General features: G+C 72.8%; 18 protein-coding genes. 10 read left to right on the forward strand and 8 right to left on the reverse strand.

From position 1 onward, the window contains the following. Positions 1-54 precede the first annotated feature (54 nt). Positions 55-1,428 carry an MFS transporter gene (locus OHT74_RS22005; RefSeq protein WP_266666065.1) on the reverse strand — a complete coding sequence of 458 codons (1,374 nt, stop codon included), beginning with the start codon at positions 1,426-1,428 and terminating at the stop codon, positions 55-57. 402 nt (positions 1,429-1,830) lie between these two features. Here OHT74_RS22005 and OHT74_RS22010 point away from each other — a divergent pair, with 402 nt between their 5' ends. The 5 genes from OHT74_RS22010 to OHT74_RS22030 all read left to right on the forward strand — a co-directional run bounded on the left by OHT74_RS22010 (position 1,831) and on the right by OHT74_RS22030 (position 6,471). Then, the gene (locus OHT74_RS22010) at positions 1,831-2,739 is read left to right on the forward strand and encodes a DUF3027 domain-containing protein (protein ID WP_266666066.1); all 909 of its coding nucleotides are present in this window, start codon (positions 1,831-1,833) and stop codon (positions 2,737-2,739) included. Positions 2,740-2,809: 70 nt separating this feature from the next. Further along, complete coding sequence (locus OHT74_RS22015) at positions 2,810-3,028, forward strand: hypothetical protein (protein WP_030156898.1); 219 nt, start codon at positions 2,810-2,812, stop codon at positions 3,026-3,028. Between the two features lie 132 nt (positions 3,029-3,160). After that, the gene (locus OHT74_RS22020; protein WP_266666067.1) at positions 3,161-4,648 is read left to right on the forward strand and encodes a flotillin family protein; all 1,488 of its coding nucleotides are present in this window, start codon (positions 3,161-3,163) and stop codon (positions 4,646-4,648) included. Between the two features lie 55 nt (positions 4,649-4,703). After that, positions 4,704-5,291 (forward strand): RNA 2',3'-cyclic phosphodiesterase, encoded by a 588-nt coding sequence (gene thpR / locus OHT74_RS22025; RefSeq protein WP_266666068.1) that lies wholly within the window; start codon positions 4,704-4,706, stop codon positions 5,289-5,291. 190 nt (positions 5,292-5,481) lie between these two features. After that, on the forward strand, positions 5,482-6,471 hold the full coding sequence (locus OHT74_RS22030) for an aldo/keto reductase (RefSeq protein ID WP_328621132.1): 990 nt from the start codon (positions 5,482-5,484) through the stop codon (positions 6,469-6,471). Between the two features lie 64 nt (positions 6,472-6,535). Here OHT74_RS22030 and OHT74_RS22035 read toward each other — a convergent pair whose 3' ends face one another. Next, entirely contained in the window at positions 6,536-7,123 is a 588-nt protein-coding gene (locus OHT74_RS22035; RefSeq protein WP_266666070.1) for a Uma2 family endonuclease, read from the reverse strand. A gap of 107 nt (positions 7,124-7,230) precedes the next feature. Further along, the gene (locus tag OHT74_RS22040) at positions 7,231-7,914 is read right to left on the reverse strand and encodes a GDSL-type esterase/lipase family protein (protein ID WP_328621133.1); all 684 of its coding nucleotides are present in this window, start codon (positions 7,912-7,914) and stop codon (positions 7,231-7,233) included. 77 nt (positions 7,915-7,991) lie between these two features. Between OHT74_RS22040 and OHT74_RS22045 the strand changes: the two genes are divergently transcribed. Continuing rightward, positions 7,992-9,005, forward strand: coding sequence for a WD40 repeat domain-containing protein (locus tag OHT74_RS22045; protein ID WP_328621134.1), 1,014 nt, complete (start codon positions 7,992-7,994; stop codon positions 9,003-9,005). Positions 9,006-9,009: 4 nt separating this feature from the next. Here OHT74_RS22045 and OHT74_RS22050 read toward each other — a convergent pair whose 3' ends face one another. Beyond that, positions 9,010-10,365 (reverse strand): MFS transporter, encoded by a 1,356-nt coding sequence (locus OHT74_RS22050; RefSeq protein WP_328621135.1) that lies wholly within the window; start codon positions 10,363-10,365, stop codon positions 9,010-9,012. Between the two features lie 26 nt (positions 10,366-10,391). After that, complete coding sequence (locus tag OHT74_RS22055; protein WP_030156888.1) at positions 10,392-10,829, reverse strand: MarR family winged helix-turn-helix transcriptional regulator; 438 nt, start codon at positions 10,827-10,829, stop codon at positions 10,392-10,394. Positions 10,830-10,947: 118 nt separating this feature from the next. Here OHT74_RS22055 and OHT74_RS22060 point away from each other — a divergent pair, with 118 nt between their 5' ends. After that, complete coding sequence (locus tag OHT74_RS22060) at positions 10,948-11,130, forward strand: ribbon-helix-helix protein, CopG family (RefSeq protein ID WP_266666074.1); 183 nt, start codon at positions 10,948-10,950, stop codon at positions 11,128-11,130. A 190-nt stretch (positions 11,131-11,320) separates the two neighbouring features. Here the strand turns inward: OHT74_RS22060 and OHT74_RS22065 are convergent, their stop codons facing one another. Further along, a complete protein-coding gene (locus tag OHT74_RS22065) occupies positions 11,321-12,778 on the reverse strand; it encodes an NCS2 family permease (protein ID WP_328621136.1) in 1,458 nt (485 codons plus the stop codon). 149 nt (positions 12,779-12,927) lie between these two features. Between OHT74_RS22065 and OHT74_RS22070 the strand changes: the two genes are divergently transcribed. The 3 genes from OHT74_RS22070 to OHT74_RS22080 all read left to right on the forward strand — a co-directional run bounded on the left by OHT74_RS22070 (position 12,928) and on the right by OHT74_RS22080 (position 17,300). Beyond that, complete coding sequence (locus tag OHT74_RS22070; RefSeq protein ID WP_328621137.1) at positions 12,928-13,230, forward strand: DUF2530 domain-containing protein; 303 nt, start codon at positions 12,928-12,930, stop codon at positions 13,228-13,230. Between the two features lie 155 nt (positions 13,231-13,385). Then, complete coding sequence (locus tag OHT74_RS22075) at positions 13,386-15,854, forward strand: cation-translocating P-type ATPase (protein ID WP_328621138.1); 2,469 nt, start codon at positions 13,386-13,388, stop codon at positions 15,852-15,854. 12 nt (positions 15,855-15,866) lie between these two features. Then, positions 15,867-17,300: an MFS transporter gene (locus OHT74_RS22080; protein WP_266666078.1), complete on the forward strand. Its 1,434-nt coding sequence runs from the start codon at positions 15,867-15,869 to the stop codon at positions 17,298-17,300. Positions 17,301-17,339: 39 nt separating this feature from the next. On the opposite strand, the gene OHT74_RS22085 is transcribed toward OHT74_RS22080, so the two are convergent. Together OHT74_RS22085 and OHT74_RS22090 are read right to left on the reverse strand one after the other, a co-directional pair. Continuing rightward, on the reverse strand, positions 17,340-20,537 hold the full coding sequence (locus OHT74_RS22085) for a sacsin N-terminal ATP-binding-like domain-containing protein (RefSeq protein ID WP_443047460.1): 3,198 nt from the start codon (positions 20,535-20,537) through the stop codon (positions 17,340-17,342). A gap of 255 nt (positions 20,538-20,792) precedes the next feature. Further along, complete coding sequence (locus tag OHT74_RS22090; RefSeq protein WP_328621140.1) at positions 20,793-22,934, reverse strand: FG-GAP-like repeat-containing protein; 2,142 nt, start codon at positions 22,932-22,934, stop codon at positions 20,793-20,795. Between the last annotated feature and the right edge of the window lie 99 nt (positions 22,935-23,033).

The raw sequence follows: 23,033 nt of genomic DNA on the forward strand, positions 1-23,033 counted from the left end.
GTCCGTGGCCTGCCGCGCGGCGCGCGGGCCTCCCGCCGGGGGCCGGTCAAGGCCTTACGCCACTCGGGGGCGGGAGGAGCCCGGGTGGCGGTGGCGGGGGGAGGTGAGGACGCCGCGGAGGGCCATCGTGGTGCCCGCCGCGACGATCGCCGCGGCCACGGCCATCCCCAGTACCCCGTTCAGCGGCAGCGCGATGCCGATCGCACCGCCCAGCACCCACGCCACCTGGAGCAGCGTCTCCGAACGGGCGAACGCGGACGTCCGCACCGCCTCCGGCACGTCCCGCTGGATCATCGCGTCCAGCGACAGCTTCGCCAGCGCCTGGCAGAACCCGGCCGTGGCCCCCAGCACCGCCATGAACAGCCCGCTGAAGAACACCGCCGCCAGGACCGCGACCCCGAGGGTCACCGACAGCACCGCCGCGATGATCGTCTCCGGCGCCCGGGCCCGCAGCCAGGCGCCCACCGCCGTCCCGCACGCGTTCCCGACGCCCGCCGAGACGCCCACGATGCCCAGCGACACCGCCGCGCTCTGCCCGGCGAGGGGGTACTCCCGCAGCAGGAACGCCAGGAAGAAGATCAGGAACCCGGACAGTGCGCGCATCGACGCGTTCGCCAGCAGCCCGCACATGACCGACGGGCTGACCGTGCGCAGCCCCGGTTTGCGCGAGTGCGGCTCGTGCGTGGACAGCCGGGCCCGCCGCTCGCCCTTCGCCTCGTCCACCTTGTGGGGCAGCGTGAACGCCGCGAACGTGCCCCAGATGAAGATGGCGCAGGCCCCGTACAGCGGCCACGGCGGCCCGATGGCGTGCAGCCCCGCCGCGACCGGCGCGGCCGCCGCCGTGGCGAGCAGGCCCGCCAGCGTGACCCGGGAGTTCGCCTTGACGAGTGAGAACTTCGGCGGGAGCAGCCGCGGCACCACCGCACTGCGGACCACCCCGTACGCCTTGGACGCGACGAGCACGCCCAGCGCCGCCGGGTAGAGCTCCAGCCCGCCCGTGGCCACCGCGCCGGACATCATCACCGCGAGCAGCGCCCGCGCGAGCATCGCGCAGGCCATCGCGGCCCGCCGCCCGTGCGGCAGCCGGTCCAGCGCCGGGCCGATCACCGGGGCCAGCACGGTGAAGGGGGCCATGGTGATGGCCAGGTACAGGGCGACGCGGCCGCGTGCCTCGTCCGTGGGGACCGAGAAGAACACCGTCGAGGCCAGCGCCACGGTGATCATCACATCGCCGGCGCCGTTGATGGCGTGCAGCTCGATCAGCTTGCCGAGACCCGATTCGCCGGCCCCGTGCGCGTGCGTGGCCCGCCGGATCCCGCGGGCCGTACCGGTGAAGGGGCGGTGCAGGGCGCGCCCGACGGCCCGGCCGGCCCGCCTGGCCGGTCCCGAGCCGTCACGGGACGACCGTACGGGTGCCACACTCGACATAGTGCCCCACGGACCCCGCCGGGTCCCGTCCCGGCGCGTTACGGGCGCCCGTCAGGTCGCCGTCGGGCTGTGGTCGGGCCGCTGTCCGGGCGTCGTCCGGAGGGTGTAGGAGCGATGTCGGCGCGCGGGCTTGTCCGCGAATCGGACCTTGCATGTGGGCCCAAGGCTTCAGAGGAGGTAGCGTGCGTAGCGCGCCACCGGCGGTTGCTCTCGGCCGCGCGCCTCTTCGCGATCCCGCAGAATGGATAGCAGGTAGGTGCGCCCGAGGCCGATCGGGTGCGGACGTCGACGCGGCCCTCTGGTCCGCTCCGCCCGCGCCACGTACGGACAGGACCGACGGGTCGTTGTGGACGACAGTACGGACGGCGCACTCGTGAGACGGCGTAGGAGAGAACGAGACCTGTGAGTGCTGCGACGACGCGAAGCCGTACCCCCGACCGCCTGTGCGCCGAGGCGGTAGACCTCGCCCGCGCGGCGGCCGAGGAAGCCGCCGCTCCCGGAGTGGTGGGCGAGCACGTCTCCGCCGTCGCGGAGGGCGACCGGGTCGTCACTCACTTCTTCGAGTGCAAGGACCCCGGCTACCGGGGCTGGCGCTGGGCCGTCACCGTGACGCGCGCCTCCCGCGCCAAGAACGTCACCCTCGACGAAACGGTGCTGCTCCCCGGCGACGACGCCCTCCTGGCCCCCGAGTGGGTGCCGTGGAGTGAGCGGCTGCGCCCGGGCGACATGGGCCCCGGCGACCTGCTGCCCACCGACGCCGAGGACCTGCGGCTCGAGCAGGGCTGGTCGGGCGAGGACGTACCGCCGCCGAACTCGGTCGTCTCCACCGAGATGGCCGAACTGGTCGAGGCCGAGGACGCCGACGTCACCGACCGCACCGTGGTACCCGTACGGGGTTCCATCGCCTCCGTCGCCGAGGAACTCGGCATGCGGCGCGCCCGCGTCCTGTCCCGCTACGGGCTGCACAGCGCCGCCGACCGCTGGGACGAGTCCTTCGGGGCCAAGACACCGATGGCCCAGGCGGCACCCGCCTCCTGCGTCTCCTGCGGGTTCCTCGTCGCCATCGGCGGCTCGCTCGGCCAGGCCTTCGGCATCTGCGCCAACGAGTTCGGCCCGGCCGACGGCCACCTCGTCTCCCTCTCGTACGGCTGCGGCGGCCACTCCGAGGCCGCGGTCATGCCGAAGCCGCTGCGCCCGGCGCCGCCCGTGCTCGACTCGATGGCCTCGGACGAGTTCACGCTGCGCCCGGCCCCCGACACGGGCTCGGTGCCCTCGACGGACCTCCCGGCCGCGGACCTCGGCCACTCGTAGCCGTACGCGGCGAGGAGCACGAGCCGCACGGCGGGGCGACGGCCCCGCCCCGGCGGCGTACCCTCGGCGCATGGGGGAAGACGGCATGGTGGGGCTGGACGGCCGGGTGACCGGGACGGTGGGCCCGGGCCTGGTGGGCGAGGTCATCGTCCGCATCCGGGGCGGCGCGGAGCACTTCCTGGCGCACCCGGCGCACGGGACGGGCCGGCTGCCGGTCGGAACGGTGGTGACCGTCGTCGAGTACCTGCCGCCGCGCACGGTGTACGTGATGGCGGCGTACGACAACTGAGCCCCGTCGCCACCTGCGCGGATGTGGTTCGTATCAAGATGGCGACAAGAAACCGCCGGCGTCTTCTTAACGGCCCCGCACAGGAGCACACTCGCCTTCGTCAGTGTCGAACGGCACTGCGATAAGGGGGCGTTGCCGATGGCTATCGGCGTCGTGGCGGGAATCGTTCTCGCCGCAATCCTGGCCTTGATCGGCCTGTTCAAGCTCATGTGGCGGGTGGCCGAACCGAACGAGGCACTCGTCATCTCCGGCTCCACGCACCGCACCGAAGGCATCGGCGAGGGCATGGGGTTCCGGATCGTCACCGGGCGCGGAACCCTCGTGGTCCCCGGTGTGCAGGCGGTGCGGAAGCTCTCGCTGGACCTCAACGAGACCCAGCTGAACGTGGACTGCGTGACCCACCAGGGCATCCCGCTGCGGGTGAAGGGCGTCGTGATCTTCAAGATCGGCGACGACCTCGTGTCCATCGCGAACGCGGCACGCCGCTTCCTGGACCAGCAGAAGATGATGCCCGAACGGGTGCACATCGTCTTCGCCGGCCATCTGCGGTCCATCGTGGGCGGGTTGACGGTCGAGGACATGATCCGCGACCGGGAGAAGCTGACCGGGCAGACCCGGGCGGCCTGCGGTACGGAGATGGAGAAGCTCGGCCTGATCGTCGACTCGCTGCAGATCCACGAGATCGAGGACCCGACCGGCTACATCAAGAACCTGGCGATGCCGCACGCGGCCGCCGTCCAGCGGGACGCGCGCATCGCGCAGGCCGAGGCGAACCGTTTGGCCACCGAGGCCGAGCAGACCGCGTTCGCGCGGATGGCGGAGGCCACCCGCGACAGCGAGATCCTCCAGGCCGGCTACCAGGCCGAACGCGACAAGGCCGCGGCGACCGCCCGCCAGGCGGGCCCGCTCTCGGAGGCGGCGGCCCGCCAGGAGGTCGTCGTACAGGAGACGCGGGTCGCCGAGCTCGAGGCGCACCGGCGCGAGCAGCAGCTCCAGGCCGACGTACGCAAGCCCGCGGACGCGGCGGCGTACGAGACCCGCACCCGCGCCGAGGCCGAGCGCGACGCCCGCATCTCGGCGGCGCAGGCCAAGGCCAAGGAGACGGAGCTGGCGGCCGCCGCCGAGGCCACGCGCGTGACGACGGCGGCGACCGCGGACGCGGCGGCCACCGAGGCGCGGGGGCTCGCGGCCGCGAAGGCCACCCGGGCGACCGGTGAGGCCGAGGCCGCGGCCACCCAGGCGAAGGGCCTCGCGGTGGCGGCGTCGGCGAAGGCGAAGGGCCTCGCCGAGGCCGACGCGATCAAGGCGCGGGCCGCCGCACTGGCCGAGAACCAGGAGGCGGTCGTCGCCCAGCAGCTCGCCGAGAACTGGCCGGCGATCGTGGAGGCGGGCGCCGGGGCCTTCGGGAACGTGGAGCACATGGTGCTCCTCAACGGGGCCGAGGGCATGTCGGAGATGTTCGCGAAGGCGCTGACCATGGGCGGCACCGGGCTGGGCCTGGCCCGCCAGGTGCTCGCGTCGATGTCCCAGCCGGCCGCCCCGGGGACCGCCCCCGGCACCACCCCGGTGAACGGCAGCGCGGCCTCCTCGTCCCACCAGATCCCGATCGCGGAGGCGTAACCCGTCCGGCGCGAGCCTGACCCACACGGGTTAGGCTCGCGCCCATGAGGCTGTCATGAGGCTGTTCGCCGCGGTGATGCCGCCCCGGGAGGCCGTCGACGAGCTCCGCGAGGCCGTCGAGGCCGCCCGGGACGCCCCGCCGGTCGCGCAGGACCGGCCCGTCGGGCACGACCGGCTCCGCTGGACCGGGGAAGCGGGCTGGCACTTCACGCTCGCCTTCATGGGCGAGGTACGCGACCCCGTCCTGCCGGACCTGTACGCCCGCCTGGCGCGCGCCGCCCACCGCACCGACCCGTTCCCCCTCCGCATCCACGGCTCCGGGCACTTCGGCGAGCGCGCCCTGTGGGTCGGCGCCGCCGGCGGGCTCGACCAGATGCGGATGCTCGCCGAGCGCGCGGACGCCGCCGCCCGCCGGGCCGGGATCCCGATGGACGAGCACCGCCGGTACACCGCCCACCTCACCCTGGCCCGCAGCCACGGCGGCACCGACCTGCACCCGTACCTGGAGGCCCTCGCCGGCTTCGAGGGCACGCCCTGGCAGGTCGGGGAGCTCAGCCTGGTCCGCAGCAACCTCCCGACCGGTGGAGTCCCCGGGGAGCAGCCCCGCTACGAGGTCCTCGAGGCCTGGCCCCTGGGCGCTTGACCCTCGGTACGGGAACCCCGGAGGACCGCGTTACGCTCGACGGGTGGATCCCAAGACCCGAAACCGCGTAATGGCCGGAGTACTCGTGCTGATGTTCGTCGTCGTGGCAGTGGCAGCCGCCGTGGGCCAGTAGCCCCTGCCCGCGCGGGCCCTTGCTTCGAGTGGGCTCCAAGCAGTTGGCTTGGGGGTCATGAAGTACACACAGCTGGGACGCACCGGACTCAAGGCCAGCCGACTTGTACTCGGCACGATGAACTTCGGTCCGCAGACAGACGAACGCACCAGCCACTCGATCCTGGACGCCGCGCTCGCCTCGGGTCTGAACTTCGTGGACACGGCCAACGTCTACGGGTGGGGTGAGAACAAGGGCCGCACCGAGGAGATCATCGGCACCTGGTTCGCCCAGGGCGGCGGCAGGCGGGACAAGACCGTGCTGGCCACCAAGGTGTACGCGAGCATGGCCGGCGAGGGCGACCCGTGGCCCAACTTCGACCGGCTCTCGGCGCTGAACATCCGCCGGGCCGTCGAGGCCAGCCTCAGGCGGCTCCAGACGGACTACATCGACGTCTACCAGTTCCACCACGTCGACCGCCGGACCCCCTTCGAGGAGATCTGGCAGGCCGTCGACGTGCTGATCCAGCAGGGCAAGGTGCTGTACGCCGGGTCGTCGAACTTTCCCGGGTACAAGATCGCCCAGGCCAATGAGACGGCCGCCCGGCGCGGCTCGGTCGGGCTGGTCAGCGAGCAGTGCCTGTACAACCTCGCCGAGCGGCGCGCCGAGATGGAGGTCATCCCGGCCGCGCAGGAGTACGGGCTCGGGGTGATCCCGTGGTCCCCGCTGCACGGCGGGCTGCTCGGCGGTGTCATCAAGAAGGAGGTCGAGGGCGGCCGGCGTGCCTCCGGACGGTCCGCGGACGCCCTGGCCAACAGCTCCGTACGGGCGCAGGTGCAGGCGTACGAGGACCTGCTCGACAAGCACGGCCTGGAGCCCGGCGAGACGGCGCTGGCATGGCTGCTGACCCGGCCCGGGGTGACGGGCCCGATCGTGGGTCCCCGTACGGCGGAGCAGCTGGAGAGCGCGCTGCGCGCGCTGGAGCTGGAGCTGTCGGACGAGGTGCTCACCGGCCTGGACGAGATCTTCCCCGGCCCGGGCGCCTCGCCGGAGGCCTTCGCCTGGTGATCCGGCCGAGGTGACGGCGCGACCGGTCCGCGCCCCTGGTGCGGGGCGCGGACCGGGGCGGGGATCAGTCGCGGGGGAACTCGGAGGTGTCGAGCTTCAGGCCCTCCACCGTGTCCGTGAGGTCGATCTCGTCCCCGAAGGCGATCTTCGTCTCCGTGGCGTAGTCCCCGTCCTTGGGCTGGGTGTGGAGCACGCAGCGGCGGGTGTAGGGATCGACGATGAGGTACGCGGGCACTTCGGCGGTGGCGTACGCGGCCTTCTTGGGGCCGTAGTCGTTCGCCGCGGTGCCCTTGGAGATCACCTCGGCGACGAATTCCACGTCCTCGTGACGCCAGTGCGCCGCATCGTCCTTCGTGGCATCGGCACCGAGCAACGCGACGTCCGGCGCGAACCCGTTCAGCCGGCCGGGGAAGTCGATGCGCACGTCCGAGAGGGCTTTCACTCCCATGCCGAACTCGTCTTCCAGTGCGCGGACGATCCTGCGGATGATCTCCCAGTGCGTGTCCCGCTGCGGCGACATGTAGACGGTCCCCTCGACGATCTCGACCTTCAATCCCTCGGGGACGGGCTCAAGCGCCTCGAACATCTGGTCCAAGGCCTGCTCGCTGCTGATGTCGGCCATCTCGATCCTGTCGGTCTCTACGACGGTCATCGTGGCGCTCCTCCCCGCTGCCGCGCAGTCGCGGGCAGCCGCGTAGTACAACGATACGCACGGGGAGCGGGTCACGGCGGGAACGCCGGGTACGGCCCTACGGAGTGTCAGAACGTCCGGTAGGGGCCGCCGATGCCCCAGGCCTGGTGCAGGACCGCCGCGAACTCCCCGGCCAGGCGGTGCTCGCCGGAGGCGTTGGGGTGGGTGCCGTCGTACGTGTCGTGCGCGATCTCGTACGAGGCCGGGCGCGCGGCCAGCAGGATCGGCGAGGCCTCGGTCGACAGGTCGGCGACGGCCTTCGCGAGGAGCTCGTTGAACCGGGCGACCTCGGCCGCGAAGGGCGCGTCGGACTCGGCCCGGACGTTCGGGATGACCGGGAGCAGGATCATCCGGATGCCGGGCCGGACGGCGCGGGCCTCCGCGACGAAGCGGCGGGCATTGGCCGCGGTCTCCTCGGCGCCGGTGTAGAAGCCGAGGTCGATCAGGCCGAGGGAGACGAGGAGTATGTCGGCCTCGCCGGAGCGCACGGCGGGGCCGATGAGCGGGGCCATGTGCTGCCAGCCCTCGCCCCAGCCGGCGAGGTGGCGGCGGGCGTGCTCCGGGAAGCCGGGGTCGGCGTACGCGTGGCTGGCCGGCTCGTTCGCGGAGGTGTCGAACAGCTCGCAGCGCGGGCCGACGATCTCGTACGGGCCGCCGAGGGTGGCATCGAGGTGCTGCCACATCCGGTAACGCCAGGTGTAGTCGCCGGCGCGTCCGATGGTCATGGAGTCGCCGACGAACATGAAACGCATCCGGTCATCATCGCGGATCACGCGCCGGGAGCCCCTGTGATGCCGGACACGCGGGGCGGGCTGGCACGCTTGGGGGTATGCGCCTGCTGCCGTTGACCGCCGTCATTGCCCTTGTCGTGCTGCCGGGTTCGGCCGCCGCGGCCGACCGGACCTCTGCCTCCGTGGCGTCGGGGTTCACGATCGCCGATCCGCGGATCAAGGAGTCGAGCGGGCTGGCGGCGAGCCGGATCCACCCGGGGGTGTACTGGACGCACAACGACAGCGACGACGGTCCGTACGTGTACGCCGTGGACTCGGCGACCGGCAGGACCGTGGCCCGGGTGACGCTGGCCGGGGTCGGGACCCCGCGCGACGTCGAGGCGATATCGCTGGGCCCGGACGGGCAGCTGTACGTCGGGGACATCGGCGACAACCTGAACGGGAGCTGGGACCACGTCTGGATCTACCGCTTCCCGGAGCCGAAGCAGCTGGCCGATGTCACGGTCAAGGCCGAGCAGTTCACCGTGCGGTACGCGGACGGGGCGCGCAACGCGGAGGCGCTGATGGTGCATCCGGTGACGGGCCGGGTGTACATCGCGAGCAAGAGCGAGGACAAGGGCGGGCTGTACGAGGGGCCGGAGAAGCTGTCCGCGTCGGGGACGAACGTGTTCCGGCGCGTGGTGGACCTGCCGTGGGTCACGGACGGGGCGTTCTCGCCGGACGGTGGCCGGCTGACGCTGCGCGGCTACTTCTTCGCGCGGACGTACCCGTGGAAGGACGGGCGGCCGGAGGGCGAGGGCGAGCGGGTGGACGCGCCGTGGCAGGGGCAGGCGGAGTCGGTGACGTACTCGGCGGACGGGTCGACGCTGATGTTCGGCTCGGAGGGGGAGTCGAGCCGGGTGGTGGCGGTTCCGGTGAAACCGGCGGCGTCCGACGGCTCCGCAGCCCCGGCTCCCGCGAAGCCGGGCGCGACTCCGGCCGCCGGGGCCCCCGGCCCTGCCGGCGAGCAGGGCGGGGGCAGCTTCACGAAGGGCGCGGCCGTCCTTGCCGTGGGCACGGCTCTGGTCTTCGGCGTCAAGCGCCTCTTCCGCCGGAAGCCCCGCAGCTCCTGACCCGCTACGCCGCCGCGACCAGCTCGCGGGGGCGGGGGGAGGGGACGAACGTGACCCCGTTGCGGCTCACGCTCAGGCGGAGGTTGCCGACCCGGGAGAGGATCACCGCGATCGTCGCGGCGGCGGCCAGCGAGACGAGGCCGCCCGCGGCCATGCCGATCCGGGCCCCGTACGTGTCCGTCACCCAGCCGACGACCGGTGCACCGATCGGGGTGCCGCCGGTGAACACCATCATGAACAGGGCCATCACCCGCCCCCGCATCTCGGGGTCGGTGGCCATCTGGACGCTCGCGTTGGCGGTGACGTTGACCGTCAGCCCGAACATCCCGATCGGCACGAGCAGCGCCGCGAACAGCCAGAACCCGGGGGCGAAGGCCGTCACGACCTCCAGTACGGAGAACAGCAGTGCCGCCGCGACCAGCAGCCGCAGCCGGGAGTTGCCCCGCCGCGCCGCCAGCAGCGCACCCGCCAGGGAGCCCGCGGCGATCAGCGTGTTGAAGAGCCCGTACGTGCCCGCGTCCCCGTGGAACACGTCGCTGACGAACGCCGACAGGAAGATCGGGAAGTTGAACCCGAAGGTGCCGATGAAGCCCACCAGCACGATCGGCCAGATCAGCTCCGGGCGCCCGGCGACGTAGCGCAGGCCCTCCCGCAGCTGCCCCTTGGCGCGCGGCTGCCGCTCGATCGGGTGCAGTTCGCGCGTCCGCATCAGCAGCAGGCCGGCGACGGGCGCGGCGAAGGACAGCCCGTTCAGCAGGAAGGCCCAGCCGGAGCCGACGGCGGTGATCAGCACACCGGCGATCGCCGGGCCGACCAGCCGCGCGGACTGGAAGTTGGCCGAGTTCAGGCTGACGGCGTTGGCGAGCTGCTCCGGGCCGACCATCTCGGAGACGAACGTCTGCCGTGCGGGGTTGTCCACGACGGTGACGAGGCCGAGCAGGAAGGCCGCGAGGTACACGTGCCAGACCTGGACGTGTCCGGCCAGGGTGAGCGCGGCCAGCGCGACACCGGTCAGGCCCATCAGGGACTGCGTGGCGATCAGCAGCGGCCGCTTGGGCAGCCGGTCCGCGAGTACGCCTCCGTAGAGGCCGAACACCATCATCGGCAGGAACTGCAGCGCGATGGTGATGCCGACGGCGGAAGCCGAGCCGGTCAGGGACAGGACCAGCCAGTCCTGGGCGATTCGCTGCATCCAGGTGCCGGTGTTGGACACCGCCTGTCCCGTGGCGAAGAGCCGGTAGTTCCGGATCTTCAGCGAGCTGAACATCGAGTTGTTCTCGCCCGCGGCGCGCGTCGTGCGCGCGGTGCTAGTGGTGGATGTATGGCCGGGTGCGGAGTCTGCTCCGGTTCCCGTACTCAAAAGCGTTCGCCTCCTGGCGTCGTCTCCTACAAGTGCGCGAGCTTCTCCAGGACGGGCGCGGCCTCGCGCAGCTTGGCCCACTCGTCCTCGGTGAGTTCGGCCGCGAGCCCGGCCAGGAAGGCGTTCCGCTTGCGACGGCTCTCCTCGAGCATCGCTTCGGCCTCCTCGGTCTGGGTGACCACCTTCTGGCGGCGGTCGTCCGGGTGCGGCTGCAGCCTGACCAGTCCCTTGGCCTCCAGCAGCGCGACGATGCGTGTCATCGACGGCGGCTGGACGTGTTCGCGACGGGCCAGCTCACCGGGGGTGGCCTGGCCGCACCGGGCGAGGGTGCCGAGGACCGACATCTCGGTCGGGCTCAGCGATTCGTCGACGCGCTGGTGCTTGAGGCGCCGGCCCAGCCGCATGACGGCGGAGCGGAGGTCGTTCACGGCGGCGGCGTCGTCGCCATGGGTAAGGTCGAGCATCTCTTTAGATTACCTCATTACTCTCGCTAAGGAACGCCACTTAATCGAATCACTCGTACGGGTGAGTCGGCAGCGGAAAGTGACACGCGTCCACGGCCCGTGCCACGACCCTTTCGGCATGGGGACACACGTGCTGAGCATGCGCATAGACGGGGAGCTGCTCGACCGCCTCCGGACTCATGCCGCCAAACGCGGAATGAGCGTCCAGGACTATGTCCTCCGGACGCTCATTCGCGATGACTTCGACGAGCGCTTCAAGGCGGCCGTCGACGAGACGGAGAAGTTCTACGGGCTCACGTGAGGCGCACGGCGTACACGGCAGCCGGGACCTCGCGGCCCCGGCCGGTCGCCGACACGGGCGTCCGCCCTGCCGCCCCGCTCAGTCGGCGGTGCCGGACGGGACGACCCGGCGCGAGGGCCGCCGGCGACGGCAACGGCCCCGCCCTCCGGGGAGGACGGGGCCGGAAGCCGACCGGAAGGGTCGGGCGGCCTTACGTGAGGCCGAGGGCCGGCATCGCGTAGTAGAAGACGAAGACCGCCGACACGACGTACATGGCCGCCGGGACCTCGCGGCCCCGGCCGGTCGCCAGCCGCAGCACGCAGAAGCTGATGAAGCCGAAGCCGATGCCGTTGGTGATCGAGTACGTGAACGGCATCATCACCATGGCCAGGAAGGCCGGCACGGCGATGGTGAAGTCGCTCCAGTCGATGTCCTTGACCGAGCCCGCCAGGATCAGGAAGCCGACCGCCACGAGGGCGGGGGTGGCCGCCTGGGACGGGACCATGGTGGCGAGCGGGGTCAGGAACAGCGCCACGGCGAAGAGGCCGCCGGTCACGACGTTCGCCAGACCGGTACGGGCGCCCTCGCCGACGCCGGCCGTGGACTCCACGAAGCAGGTGGTCGCCGAGGACGACGTGGCGCCACCGGACGCGACGGCCAGGCCGTCGACCAGCAGGACGCGGTTGATGCCGGGGAACTCGCCGGTCTTCCTGTCGATCAGCTTGGCCTCGTCGCCGACGCCGAGGATCGTCCCCATCGCGTCGAAGAAGCAGGACAGCAGCACGGTGAAGACGAAGAGGATGCCGGTCAGCAGGCCGACCTTGCCGAAGCCGCCGAACAGGCTGACCTGGCCGACGAGCCCGAAGTCGGGCGCGGCCACCGGGTTGCCCGGCCACTCGGGGACGGTCAGGCCCCAGCCCGAGTCGGGCAGCTCGGCGATCAGCTGGACGGCGACGGCGATCACGGTCATGACCACGATGGAGATCAGGATCGCGCCGGGCGTCTTGCGGATCAGCAGGGCGAGGGTCAGCAGGACGCCGACGATGAAGATCAGCACCGGCCAGCCGTGCAGGTGGCCCGCCGTGCCGAGCTGGAGCGGCACGGTGGTGTGCGCGGCGTCCGGGATGCGGGTGACGAAGCCCGAGTCGACCAGGCCGATCAGCATGATGAACAGGCCGATGCCGATCGCGATGCCCTTGCGCAGGCCGAGCGGGACGGCGTTCATGACCCGCTCGCGCAGGCCGCTCGCGACCAGCAGCATCACGACGAAGCCGGCCAGGACCACCATGCCCATGGCGTCGGGCCAGCTCATGCGCGGGGCGAGCTGGAGGGCGACGACGGTGTTCACGCCGAGGCCGGCGGCGAGCGCGATCGGGACGTTGCCGATGACGCCCATGAGGAGCGTGGTGAACGCCGCCGTCAGGACGGTGGCGGTGACGAGCTGGCCGCTGTCGAGCTGGTGCCCGTACATGTCCTTCGCGCTGCCCAGGATGATCGGGTTCAGCACGATGATGTAGGCCATCGCGAAGAAGGTGGCGAAACCGCCGCGGACCTCGCGGGCGATCGTCGAGCCGCGCTCGGAGATCTTGAAGTAGCCGTCCAGGCCGGACGTGCCCCGGGGGGCGGGTTCCGGGAGGGTGGGCGCGGGGGCGGGAGCCGACGTGCTCATGCGGTCCTCTGGGTCCTCATTGCGGGGGCATTCGGGGATTCATACGAAGAAAATGGGCCATGCCCACACCGTTTCAGTATGAACACATGAACGAAAGCCCGTCCATCTCCGCGCGTAGACCCCGTTTCCGCGCGCCTAGACTTGAGGGCATGGCGAAATGGACTGCGAAGCACGAGGCGCCCGAGCCCCTTGAGGGCCCGATCGTCGCGACCGTCACCGGCGGCACGATCATCTGGTTCGCCCTGTTCCTGGTCCAGCTCCCCTTCTACGGCTGGTTCGCCGAGCGGGACCTGCTGTGGTGGGTCTGGTGCTGCGCGGCCGGCGGCGTGCTCGGCCTGATCGGCGTCTGGTACGTACGGGGCCGGGATGCGGCGCTCAAGCGGCACGCCGCAGCTGCGCCGGCCGCGCGGGACGAGGAAGGCGGCGCCGGCCCGGCGCCGCGCACCGGCTGACGGCAGCCGGGCCGGCCGCGCCGGCATGCGGGCCCCGCCTTGGTGCAGGGGCGTCCGGTGCGTGCCCGACCGGGGGACGATTCGGGTCATCCCGAAGTCGGATCTTCACGCCGCTCGGCGGGTGAACGGAGGAAACCCCCTTTACCGTCGATTGCATGACGCAGCGGGCAGAGATCGAACCCAACGGTTCCGAGCCGGTAGGCGGCGGTCCCGGCGGCGCGGCCATCGACGCCGGAGCCGAGCTCGACCCGGTGCACCCGATGCGGCCACCCGCGCCCCGGTTCAAGCCCGGCGGCCTGACCACCGCCGAAGTCGCCGAACGCGTCGCGCGCGGAGCCGTCAACGACGTGCCCGTGCGCAGCAGCCGCTCCACCGCCGACATCGTCCGCGCCAACGTCTTCACCCGGTTCAACGCCATCATCGGCGTGCTCTGGGTGGTCATGCTCATCGTCGCGCCGCTCCAGGACAGCCTCTTCGGCTACGTGATCATCGCGAACACCGGCATCGGCATCATCCAGGAGATGCGGGCCAAGAAGACCCTGGACAGCCTCGCCGTCATCGGCGAGGCCAAACCCAGCGTCCGCCGCGACGGCCGGACCGCCGAGATCTCCACCTCCGAGATCGTCCTCGACGACGTCATCGAGCTCGGGCCGGGGGACAAGGTCGTCGTCGACGGCGCCGTCGGCGAGGCCGACGGGCTGGAGATCGACGAGTCCCTGCTCACCGGCGAGGCCGACCCCGTCCTGAAGAAGCCCGGCGACCCGGTCATGTCCGGATCCTTCGTCGTCGCCGGCGGCGGCGCGTTCACCGCCACCAAGGTCGGCCGCGCGGCCTACGCCGCCCAGTTGGCCGAAGAGGCCACCCGCTTCACGCTCGTCCACTCCGAGCTGCGCTCCGGCATCTCCACCATCCTCAAGTACGTCACCTGGATGATGATCCCGACCTCGATCGGCCTGATCATCAGCCAGCTCGTCGTCAAGGACGACAACCTCAAGGACGCCATCGCCCGCACCGTCGGCGGCATCGTCCCGATGATCCCCGAGGGCCTGGTCCTGCTGACCTCCGTCGCCTTCGCGATCGGCGTCATCCGGCTCGGCCGCAAGCAGTGCCTGGTGCAGGAACTGCCGGCCATCGAGGGCCTCGCCCGCGTCGACGTGGTCTGCCTCGACAAGACCGGCACCCTCACCGAGGGCGGCATGGACGTCACCGCGCTCCGCCCGCTCGGCGGCGCGGAGGACACGTACGTCAAGAAGGTGCTCGGCGCGCTCGGCGAATCCGACCCGCGGCCCAACGCCAGCCTCCAGGCGATCATCGACGCCTACCCCGTCAGCGCCGAGTGGCGCTGCACCGAATCGCTGCCCTTCTCCTCCGCCCGCAAGTACAGCGGCGCCAGCTTCAGCGAGGGCGACGGCGAGAACAACACCTGGCTGCTCGGCGCCCCCGACGTGCTCCTCCCGCCCGGCGACCCGGCCCTCGACGAGATCAACGAGCTCAACGAGCAGGGACTGCGCGTCCTGCTGCTCGCCAAGGCCGCGGGCGAGCTCGACGACCCGGCCGTCGGGGCCGGTGCCCGGCCGACCGCCCTGATCGTCCTGGAACAGCGGCTGCGTCCGGACGCCGCCGACACCCTGCGCTACTTCGAGGACCAGAAGGTCCGCGCGAAGGTCATCTCCGGCGACAACGCGGTCTCCGTCGGCGCGGTGGCCGGCAAGCTCGGCCTGCCGGGCGCCGAGAACACGGTCGATGCGCGCAGGCTGCCGACCGAGCAGGCGGACATGGCCAGGGTCCTCGACGAGAACGCCGTCTTCGGGCGGGTCACCCCGCAGCAGAAGCGCGACATGGTCGGCGCACTGCAGTCCAAGGGCCACACGGTCGCGATGACGGGCGACGGCGTCAACGACGTCCTGGCGCTCAAGGACGCGGACATCGGCGTGAGCATGGGCTCGGGCTCCGAGGCCACCCGCGCGGTCGCGCAGATCGTCCTCCTGAACAACAGCTTTTCCACCCTCCCGTCGGTGGTCGCCGAGGGGAGGCGGGTCATCGGCAACATCACCCGGGTCGCCACCCTCTTCCTCACGAAGACCGTCTACTCGGTCCTGCTGGCGATCCTGGTGGTCTGCTTCCAGGTCGAGTACCCCTTCCTGCCGCGCCATCTGACGCTGCTGTCCACCCTCACCATCGGCATCCCGGCGTTCTTCCTGGCCCTGGCGCCGAACAAGGAGCGCGCGAAGCCGCACTTCGTGAAACGGGTGATGCGGTACGCGATCCCGGGCGGCGTGATCGCGGCGCTGGCCACCTTCGCGACGTACCTGGTCGCCCGCCACCACTACACGGGCCCGGACGCCCTGAACGCCGAGACGAGCGCGGCGACGCTGACGCTGTTCCTGACCTCGATGTGGGTCCTGGTGATCATCGCCCGCCCGTACACGTGGTGGCGGGTGGCCCTGGTCGGCGCGATGGGCGCGGCGTTCCTGATCGTCCTGGTCGTCCCGTGGCTCCAGGACTTCTTCCAGCTGAAGCTGGTGGGCACCCAGATGCCGTGGACGGCGGTCGCCATCGCGGCGGGGGCGTCCGTCCTGATCGAGTTCACGTTCCGCTGGGTGGACCGGAAGTTCCCGGCCTAGGCCGGGGCCGACATGGGCCGGGACCGTGGGACGGCGACCCTGGCGCTGCTGTCCTTCGCCATGCTGGTCGTTTCGCTCGACCAGTACATCGTGGTGGTGGCGCTCCCCGACATCGCCCGGGACCTCGGCTACTCCGCGCAGACGCTGCAGTCCGTCATCAGCGCCTACGCGGTGACCTCGGCCGGCTTCCTCCTGTTCGGCGGCCGCGCCGCCGACCTGCTCGGACGCCGACGCGTACTGGCCACCGGCCTCGGGCTGTACACCGCCGCGGCGCTCGCGGGCGGCCTCGCGACCGGGCCCGGGATGCTGCTCGCCGCCCGCGCGGTCCAGGGTCTCGGAGGCGCCCTCGTCTTCCCCACCACCCTGGCCCTCGTCAACACCACGTTCGCCGAAGGCCGGATGCGCAATCGCGCCCTGGGCATCTGGGGCGGTGCCGGTGCGGCGGGACTCGTGATCGGGGTGCTGCTCGGCGGCTTCCTGACGCAGGCCTTCGGCTGGGAGGCGGTGTTCCTGGTCAACGTCGCCCTGGCGGGACCCGCGCTGCTGCTCACCTTCGTGGTGATCCCGCCGGACGGCCCGCGCGAGAGGGGCCGCACGTTCGACCTGCCCGGTGCGCTCAGCGTCACCGTGGGCGTCACCCTGATCGTGTTCGCCCTGGTCCAGGGCCCCGCACTGGGCTGGCTCTCGGCGGGCTTTCTGGGCAGCGCGGCGGTGGGCCTGCTGCTGATCGCCGCTTTCGCCGTCATCGAGCGGCGCAGCCACGACCCGCTCGTGCCGCCCCGGCTGCTCGCCAACCCCCACCTCGTCACCGGCGTCGTCATCGCGTTCATGTTCATGGCGACGTTCGGCTCGGTGCTCTACTTCCTGTCCCTCTACTTCCAGGAAGTCCTCGGCTACGACGCCCTGCAGACCGGCGCCGGCTTCCTCGTCCCCACGGCGGTGGTGGTCGCCGGCTCGACGACGGCGGGCCGGCTGGTGACGAGGTTCGGCCTCAGAGCCACCTTGACCGCCGCCCTCGCCGTCGGCGCACTCGGCGCCGTCGCCCTCGGCTTCGCCATCGCGCCGGACGGCTCGTACACCGACCTGATCCCCGGCCTGGTGGCGCTCAGCATCGGCGACGGCATCGTCTTCACCACCATGTTCATCACCGCCGCCACCGGCGTCCCCGACCGGGACCAGGGCACCGCCTCGGGCATCGCCTCCACCGGCTCGGGCGTGGGCGCGGCCGTCGGCCTCGCCGTCCTCGTCCTGATCGCGACCGCAGGCCTCGGCGACCTCTCCGGCGAACGGCTCCGCGCCGCCACCGCCGAGGGGATCAGCACCGCCCTCTTCGTGGTGGCGGGCGGCATCGCCCTGACCTTCCTCACGGCCCTGACCCGCTGCCCGGCCCCACCCGAACCGACGCCGACGCCGACCCCCGTCCCGTACCAGACCCGCCGCTGCTGACCGCGGTACCCCCACGGGTGGAAGCGCAGGCCGGGCCCGTCAGTCGAACCAGCGGTCGCGGGCCAGTTCTGCCGTGCGGGAGGGGTCCTCCAGGAGGGCCGCCACCTCGAAGCGGCGGGGCCACTGGCCCGCCGACCAGGCCAGGCCCGCCGCCACGCCCTCGAGGGTGGAGGCGTGCAGGGTGCCGTCCGGGGTGCGGCGCCAGTCGAGTTCCACGCCGCCCGCGATCAGTTCCTCGTGCTCGAGGTAGGTCTCCGGGGTCGAGGGGCCCAGCAGGAGGAGCACCGACTCCGGTACTTCGTGCTCCTCGCCCGGGGTCGTCACCTCCGCAGGGACCGTCTCCGAGAGGCGGCGGACCTGGAGGAGCTCCGCCAGGTCGGCCGCGCGGGCCGGGGCCACCGGCAGGAGGGGGAGGCCTGCCGTGAGGGGCAGCAGGTCCGGGGCGTCCGTGATCAGCGCGTCCGCCGCGTCGACCACGACGACCTCGCCGTCCACCACCGCGCGCAGCTCGTCCGGGAGCGTGACCTGCTCGGGGTCCAGATCGGCCAGGGCCCCGTACAGGGCGTGCAGTTGGCGGTCCGACACCTCGCGGTCCGGGTCGGCGAGCCGGCCCAGGAGCTCGGCGGCGCCGCCGGGTTCCTCCAGCAGGGCCGGCACGGTCGTGCGTACGCCGAGGGCCCGCAGGACCTGCTCGTCCTCGAAGCCCGTGGCGTCCGCCGAGGTGTACAGGCCCGCCAGCAGCGGGTCGCCGCCCGCCGCGCGCAGGCCCGCCGGGCGGCGGCCGCCGAGCACCGGGTGGTCGCGCAGCCACCAGGCGGTGTACGGGCGCACCGACTGCGTGGTGCCGTCCGGCAGCAGGACCCGTACGGGCTGGGTCAGCGCATCGCGCAGCGGGGGCTGCGCGAGCATGGCCAGGGCCTGGGGCCAGCAGTCGTCGTCGACCAGGTCGAGGTCCCGGACCGCGACGAGTTCCGTGGCCACGGGCGGCAGCGGAGTGTCGGGGAGCTGGTCGAGGACGTCCTCGCACCACACGTCCACCGCGTCCAGCAGGCCCGCGTCGTCGGGCTCGGCGAAGTCCCCCTCGCGGGGCTCCAGTTCGTCCGGGTCGAGGACCACATCGGTGGCGCGGACCAGCTGGAACTCGGCCAGCACCCCGCAGGCGGTCAGCGGCTGCGCACCCCACCGGTCGGCCAGTTCGGCGTCCACGTACGGGACTTCGTCCTCGCGGATCACCGAGGCCAGCGGGGAGCCCGGCAGCAGGAGCTCGCCCGCGGGCGTGAGCTCGCCGTCCTCGTCCGGGAGGGCCAGCGCCCCCAGCCACGGCTCGTCGCCCGGCGCCAGGTCGGCCTCCCGGACCAGGCCCAGGACCACCTCGGCCAGCTCGTCCGCATCGAGGGCGTCCTCGTCCCAGATCTCCCCGGCGTCGAGGGAGGCGGCCACCGCCGCCCGTACCTGCGGGGTCGTCAGGACCGCGCGGGGCGTGGCCGGGAGCGCACCGAGGCGCTCCAGCAGCGGGTGCGCCGCGTCCGGGTGGGCCACCTTCAGCCCCATCCGGGCCAGGTCCTTCGGGGTGTCCGCGTCGGGCAGCAGCACGTGGCGCGGGCCGATCGTGGTCCGCCCGTCGGCCAGCGGCACCGGCAGGCCCGAGAGCCGGTCCGGATCCACCCCGGCCAGGGTGTCGTACAGCCGGTGCCACCAGTCCGGGGTGCGCTCGATGCCCGCGATCCGCTCGATGGCGTCCCCCAGCGGCAGCCGGCCCACGCCCAGGGTGCGCAGCTCGGGCCGGCGTTCCAGCCCGGCGGGGAGGAGGGTCGGCAGGACCTCGGCGAGGACCCGTACGGTGTCGGCGCCCGCGCCCTCCACCACCTCGGCCTCGAAGGGGCGCAGGGCGGACCGCTCCTCCGCGTGCTCGGCGGGAGCCGCCGGGGCGAGGAAGGCGGTACGGGGCAGCCGCTGCAGCACGGCAGCGCGCAGCGCCCCGTCCAGCGGGCCCTGGCCGAGCGGCCCGGGTACGAGGTCCACGAGCGCGGTGCTCACCGGGTCCCAGGCGCCCAGCAGTTCGGCGTACGCGTCGGCCGCGCGCTCCACCAGGAAGTCGGTCAGCGGCCCCGGCGCGGGGTGCCGGCGGGCGGTGTCCAGCGGCAGCGTCGCGATGAGCAGGGCGGGGATGCCCAGCGGTTCGTCGGTCGGGGTCGGTGCGTGCACCACGCTTGCGGTGGCCGGGCGTACGGGGGCGCCGTCGGTGTCGACGGGCACGGCCCAGGACACCGTCCAGACGGGCCGCAGCCGCTCCTCGACGGGCCGGTCGGCGAGCAGCGCCCGCTCGATGGGGCCGCTGTGGCGGACGGTGCGCCAGCGCCGGGTCTCGCCCCCGGTGCCTCCTGCCGAGTCCTCGATGACGGTGTACGCGCCCTCGTCGCGGCGGCGGAGCGTGCGGGTGCCCTCCTCCGGGGTCTCCACGAGGATCTCGGCCAGCCCGGGGAGGGTGAGCAGCAGCGCGTCGTCGATGCCGGCCAGCAGCCGCTGCACCAGGTCCCCGGCGGCGGCGTCGCGCAGCGGGAGGACGACCACGGTGTCGTACCCGTCGGGGGCGGTGCCCTCGGCGGGCAGCGGCAGCCGCAGCAGCGGGACGTGCCCGTCGCGGCGGCGCAGTTCGTCGCCGAGGCCGGGGCTGCCGTTGGCGGCGTCGCGGGCCAGTTCGCGGGCCTCGGCCAGGGACCAGCGGACACCGCCGTGGCGGCCGAGTACGGCGGGCTCGTCGGACACCGCGAGGACGGCCGCGAAGCCGACGCCGAAGCGGCCCACGGTGTCGGCGGAGCCGGTCGTGCCGGTCGTGCCGGCCGATCCCGCGGGCTCCCGCTTCGCGGAGGCCCGCAGGGTGCTCAGCGACTCCACGCCCGTCGCGTCCAGCGGGGCACCGGTGTTGGCGACGGCCAGCACCGCGTGCCCGCCGTCGCCGGGGTGCAGGGTGAGCCGGAGCCGGCCGGGCACCCCGGCCCGGGCCGCGGCGTCGGCTGCGTTCTGCGCCAGCTCGACGACGAGCCGGTCGCGGTAGCCGCCGAGGGCCAGGTCCTCCTCGGCGTTGGCGTCCTCCCGGAAGCGGGCCGGGCCCGCACCCCAGGCGTCGAGCACCCCGCGCCGCAGCCGGGCCGTGCCGAAGGGGTCCACGCCGCCCTGGGCCGCCGTCACTCGCACGCTCACGCCGCTGCCTCCAAGCTGTCCTGCACTGCACCGCATTCACCGAGTGCCGAATGCCGAGGCCATGAAGGTATCGCGTGCGGACCCCGGCAGTCGGAGCGGCCGGGCCCGAGCCGGGCCACGGGCTGCGCCCGGCCGGTGAGATGCGCGAACACGACGACGCCGGAGTCCCGGTGGCGGGTCCGCGGCGAGGTCGCCGCCGCAGTGGTTCTCCGTTTGCAGGCTCTTTGCGCCGACACGCACAACGCTCGGCCGGAAACCCCGGCCGAGCGCCTGTCGTGCGGGTGGATCCGGTCAGCCCAGGGTGACCGGGGCGCTCTCGATGCCGGTGCCGGTGGCGCGGAAGTACACGGTGGCGCCGTCGGCGGTGGTGGCCGTCAGGTCGGCGCGTGCGTCACCGGTGAGGTCACCGGGGGTGCCGAGCGTCGGGTAGGCCGCGCCGGTGAGCCCGGAGCCGATCGCGGTGCGGGGGCCGGAGCCCCAGCCGGCGGTGTCGAGCGTGCCGCCTGCGCCCGCGCTCCCGCGCACGGCGAAGAGCTCGCCGGTGGCGTCGTCGCGTACCCACAGGTCGGCGAGGCCGTCACCGTCGGTGTCGCCCGGGGCGACGACGGTGAGACCCTCCCAGCCGGCGCCGGCCGCGCCGCCCACGGCGACGGGCGTGGTGAAGTCCAGGTATCCCATGGCGCTGCCGTAGTACAGCCACAGCTGCGCGCCCTGCCGCACGAGCAGGTCGGGCAAGCCGTCGCCGTCGACGTCGCCGGCGGAGGCCACCCGGTCCGCGTCCGACCAGTGGGCGTTGGCCTCGTCGAAGACGGAGAGTTCGGTGCGGTTGACGGTGTCGACCACCCCGAGCCCGGTGTTCGGGTAGACCCACAGCTTCCGGCCGCCGTCACCGGGAGCCAGTACCACCAGGTCGTTGTAGCCGTCGTCGCTCCAGTCCCCGCTCGCCACGATCTGCGAGCCGACGGGCAGGGTCACTCCCGCGTCGGTGGGGGCGGCGAAGGTGCCGTCACCCTTGCCCGCGCGGAACTGGAGGCGGCCGGCGGCGTCGAGGGTCCACAGGTCGCGGTGTCCGTCGCCGTTGAGGTCTCCGGCCGCGTCGGGCTTCGGGGCGCGGTTCGTGTAGAAGAGGTAGTTGGCGGTGTCGGAGCGGTTGCCGGCCTTGTCCACGCTGTAGGCGTGGACGCTCTGCGGGCCGACCGTCAGCGGGGTGATGACGGCGCTGCCGCCGGGCGCGACGGAGCGGTAGATCGGGTCGGTGGTCGTCCAGTAGACGATCTCCGCCAGGTCGGTTTCACCGCCGCCCGCGAAGGTGAAGGTGCCGGGGGTGCGGGCGGCGCCGGTGTGCGCGGGCCACCCGTTCTCCCCGGAGGGGAACTCGGCCGAGCTGATCACCGGGGGCGCGCTGGGGCGCGTACGGTCCACCGAGAACGCACAGCTCGGCGACCAGGCGGAGGCCGGGGCGCCTTCGGCGACGCCGCGCACGTTCCAGGTGTAGTCGCCGGTGGGCAGGTCGGTGTCGGGGACCGCCAGGGTGGTGGGCCGGCCCTTGATCGCGGGCACGGACACGGTCCGTACGAGGGCGCCGGTGTCGGCCCGGAAGACCTGGAACTCGGCGGACAGTGCGCCGGTCGCCGCGCCGTCGACGGTGGCGAACAGATTGACCCGTGTGTTCCCGATGAGGCCGCCGGTGCAGGCGGTGGCGGGGGAGGTGCCCAGCCCCGAAACGACCGGTGCGGGGGTGACGGGGACGGCGGGGGCGACGGTGGTCTCCAGGACGGCGCTCTTCGGGTCGAAGCGCTTCCACGCGGAGGTGTCGTTCTCGTCGGCGGCGAACAGGCCGACGGTGACGGCGGTCCGGTTCTTGGCCGCGGCGTCCTTGAGGAGGGCGGTGACGTCGAACTCCAGGTCCCCGGCGGCGCAGCCGGGGCGGCCCTTGGCGGCGGTGACCGTGGCCAGCTTCGCGCCCTTGGCGGGCTGGTTCTTCCAGGTCGTCGTCGCCGAGACCGGGTCCACGCTCCACAGTTCGACGGGCTTGGCCGTGCACGTGGCGGCGGAGGTGTTGCGGACGCGCAGGGTGGCGGCGGTGACGTCGGCACCCTTGAGGTTCGCGGTGCCGAGCTGGAGGAAGGAGCGGGACAGGCCCTGGGCGCCGCCCTCGTTGCCGGCGCGCAGGGCGTCGGCGGACTTCCAGTAGGCGGAGTTCGGGTGCCTCTGCGAGACCCGGGTCCAGTTCTCGACGGCGCCGAGGACCGTGCTGCTGCCCGCGGCGGTGGCTCGTACGGTGCCGGCGGCGGCGGCGGTGTCGGCGGCGGCGGACGCGGGCGCCAGGGCGATGAGCCCCGTCGTCACCGTGCCCGCTGCCAGGACGAGCGACAGCGCGCGTCTGGGCACGCCGCCCGCCCGGCCCCCCGGCCTGGTGTTTTGCATGGTCATGAGCCCTCCCCGGTCACACAAAAGACGATCAGCGTGACCCTAATCGGTGACTGAAAATCCACCTACTCGATATTGGGAGGCCCGGACCGGATGGTTGAC

The organism is Streptomyces sp. NBC_00354 (genome assembly GCF_036106915.1).
Taxonomy (GTDB): Bacteria; Actinomycetota; Actinomycetes; order Streptomycetales; family Streptomycetaceae; genus Streptomyces.

Excerpts from the sequence above, each read along its gene's own strand:
- OHT74_RS22055 (WP_030156888.1), bottom strand. The coding sequence starts at position 10,829 with ATGCTCGACCTTACCCATGGCGACGACGCCGCCGCCGTGAACGACCTC.
- OHT74_RS22080 (WP_266666078.1), top strand. The coding sequence starts at position 15,867 with ATGGGCCGGGACCGTGGGACGGCGACCCTGGCGCTGCTGTCCTTCGCC.
- OHT74_RS22065 (WP_328621136.1), bottom strand. The coding sequence starts at position 12,778 with ATGAGCACGTCGGCTCCCGCCCCCGCGCCCACCCTCCCGGAACCCGCC.
- OHT74_RS22030 (WP_328621132.1), top strand. The coding sequence starts at position 5,482 with ATGAAGTACACACAGCTGGGACGCACCGGACTCAAGGCCAGCCGACTT.
- thpR (WP_266666068.1), top strand. The coding sequence starts at position 4,704 with ATGAGGCTGTTCGCCGCGGTGATGCCGCCCCGGGAGGCCGTCGACGAG.
- OHT74_RS22060 (WP_266666074.1), top strand. The coding sequence starts at position 10,948 with ATGGGGACACACGTGCTGAGCATGCGCATAGACGGGGAGCTGCTCGAC.
- OHT74_RS22070 (WP_328621137.1), top strand. The coding sequence starts at position 12,928 with ATGGCGAAATGGACTGCGAAGCACGAGGCGCCCGAGCCCCTTGAGGGC.
- OHT74_RS22035 (WP_266666070.1), bottom strand. The coding sequence starts at position 7,123 with ATGACCGTCGTAGAGACCGACAGGATCGAGATGGCCGACATCAGCAGC.
- OHT74_RS22040 (WP_328621133.1), bottom strand. The coding sequence starts at position 7,914 with ATGCGTTTCATGTTCGTCGGCGACTCCATGACCATCGGACGCGCCGGC.
- OHT74_RS22090 (WP_328621140.1), bottom strand. The coding sequence starts at position 22,934 with ATGACCATGCAAAACACCAGGCCGGGGGGCCGGGCGGGCGGCGTGCCC.
- OHT74_RS22045 (WP_328621134.1), top strand. The coding sequence starts at position 7,992 with ATGCGCCTGCTGCCGTTGACCGCCGTCATTGCCCTTGTCGTGCTGCCG.
- OHT74_RS22075 (WP_328621138.1), top strand. The coding sequence starts at position 13,386 with ATGACGCAGCGGGCAGAGATCGAACCCAACGGTTCCGAGCCGGTAGGC.
- OHT74_RS22005 (WP_266666065.1), bottom strand. The coding sequence starts at position 1,428 with ATGTCGAGTGTGGCACCCGTACGGTCGTCCCGTGACGGCTCGGGACCG.
- OHT74_RS22085 (WP_443047460.1), bottom strand. The coding sequence starts at position 20,537 with ATGCGGTGCAGTGCAGGACAGCTTGGAGGCAGCGGCGTGAGCGTGCGA.
- OHT74_RS22015 (WP_030156898.1), top strand. The coding sequence starts at position 2,810 with ATGGGGGAAGACGGCATGGTGGGGCTGGACGGCCGGGTGACCGGGACG.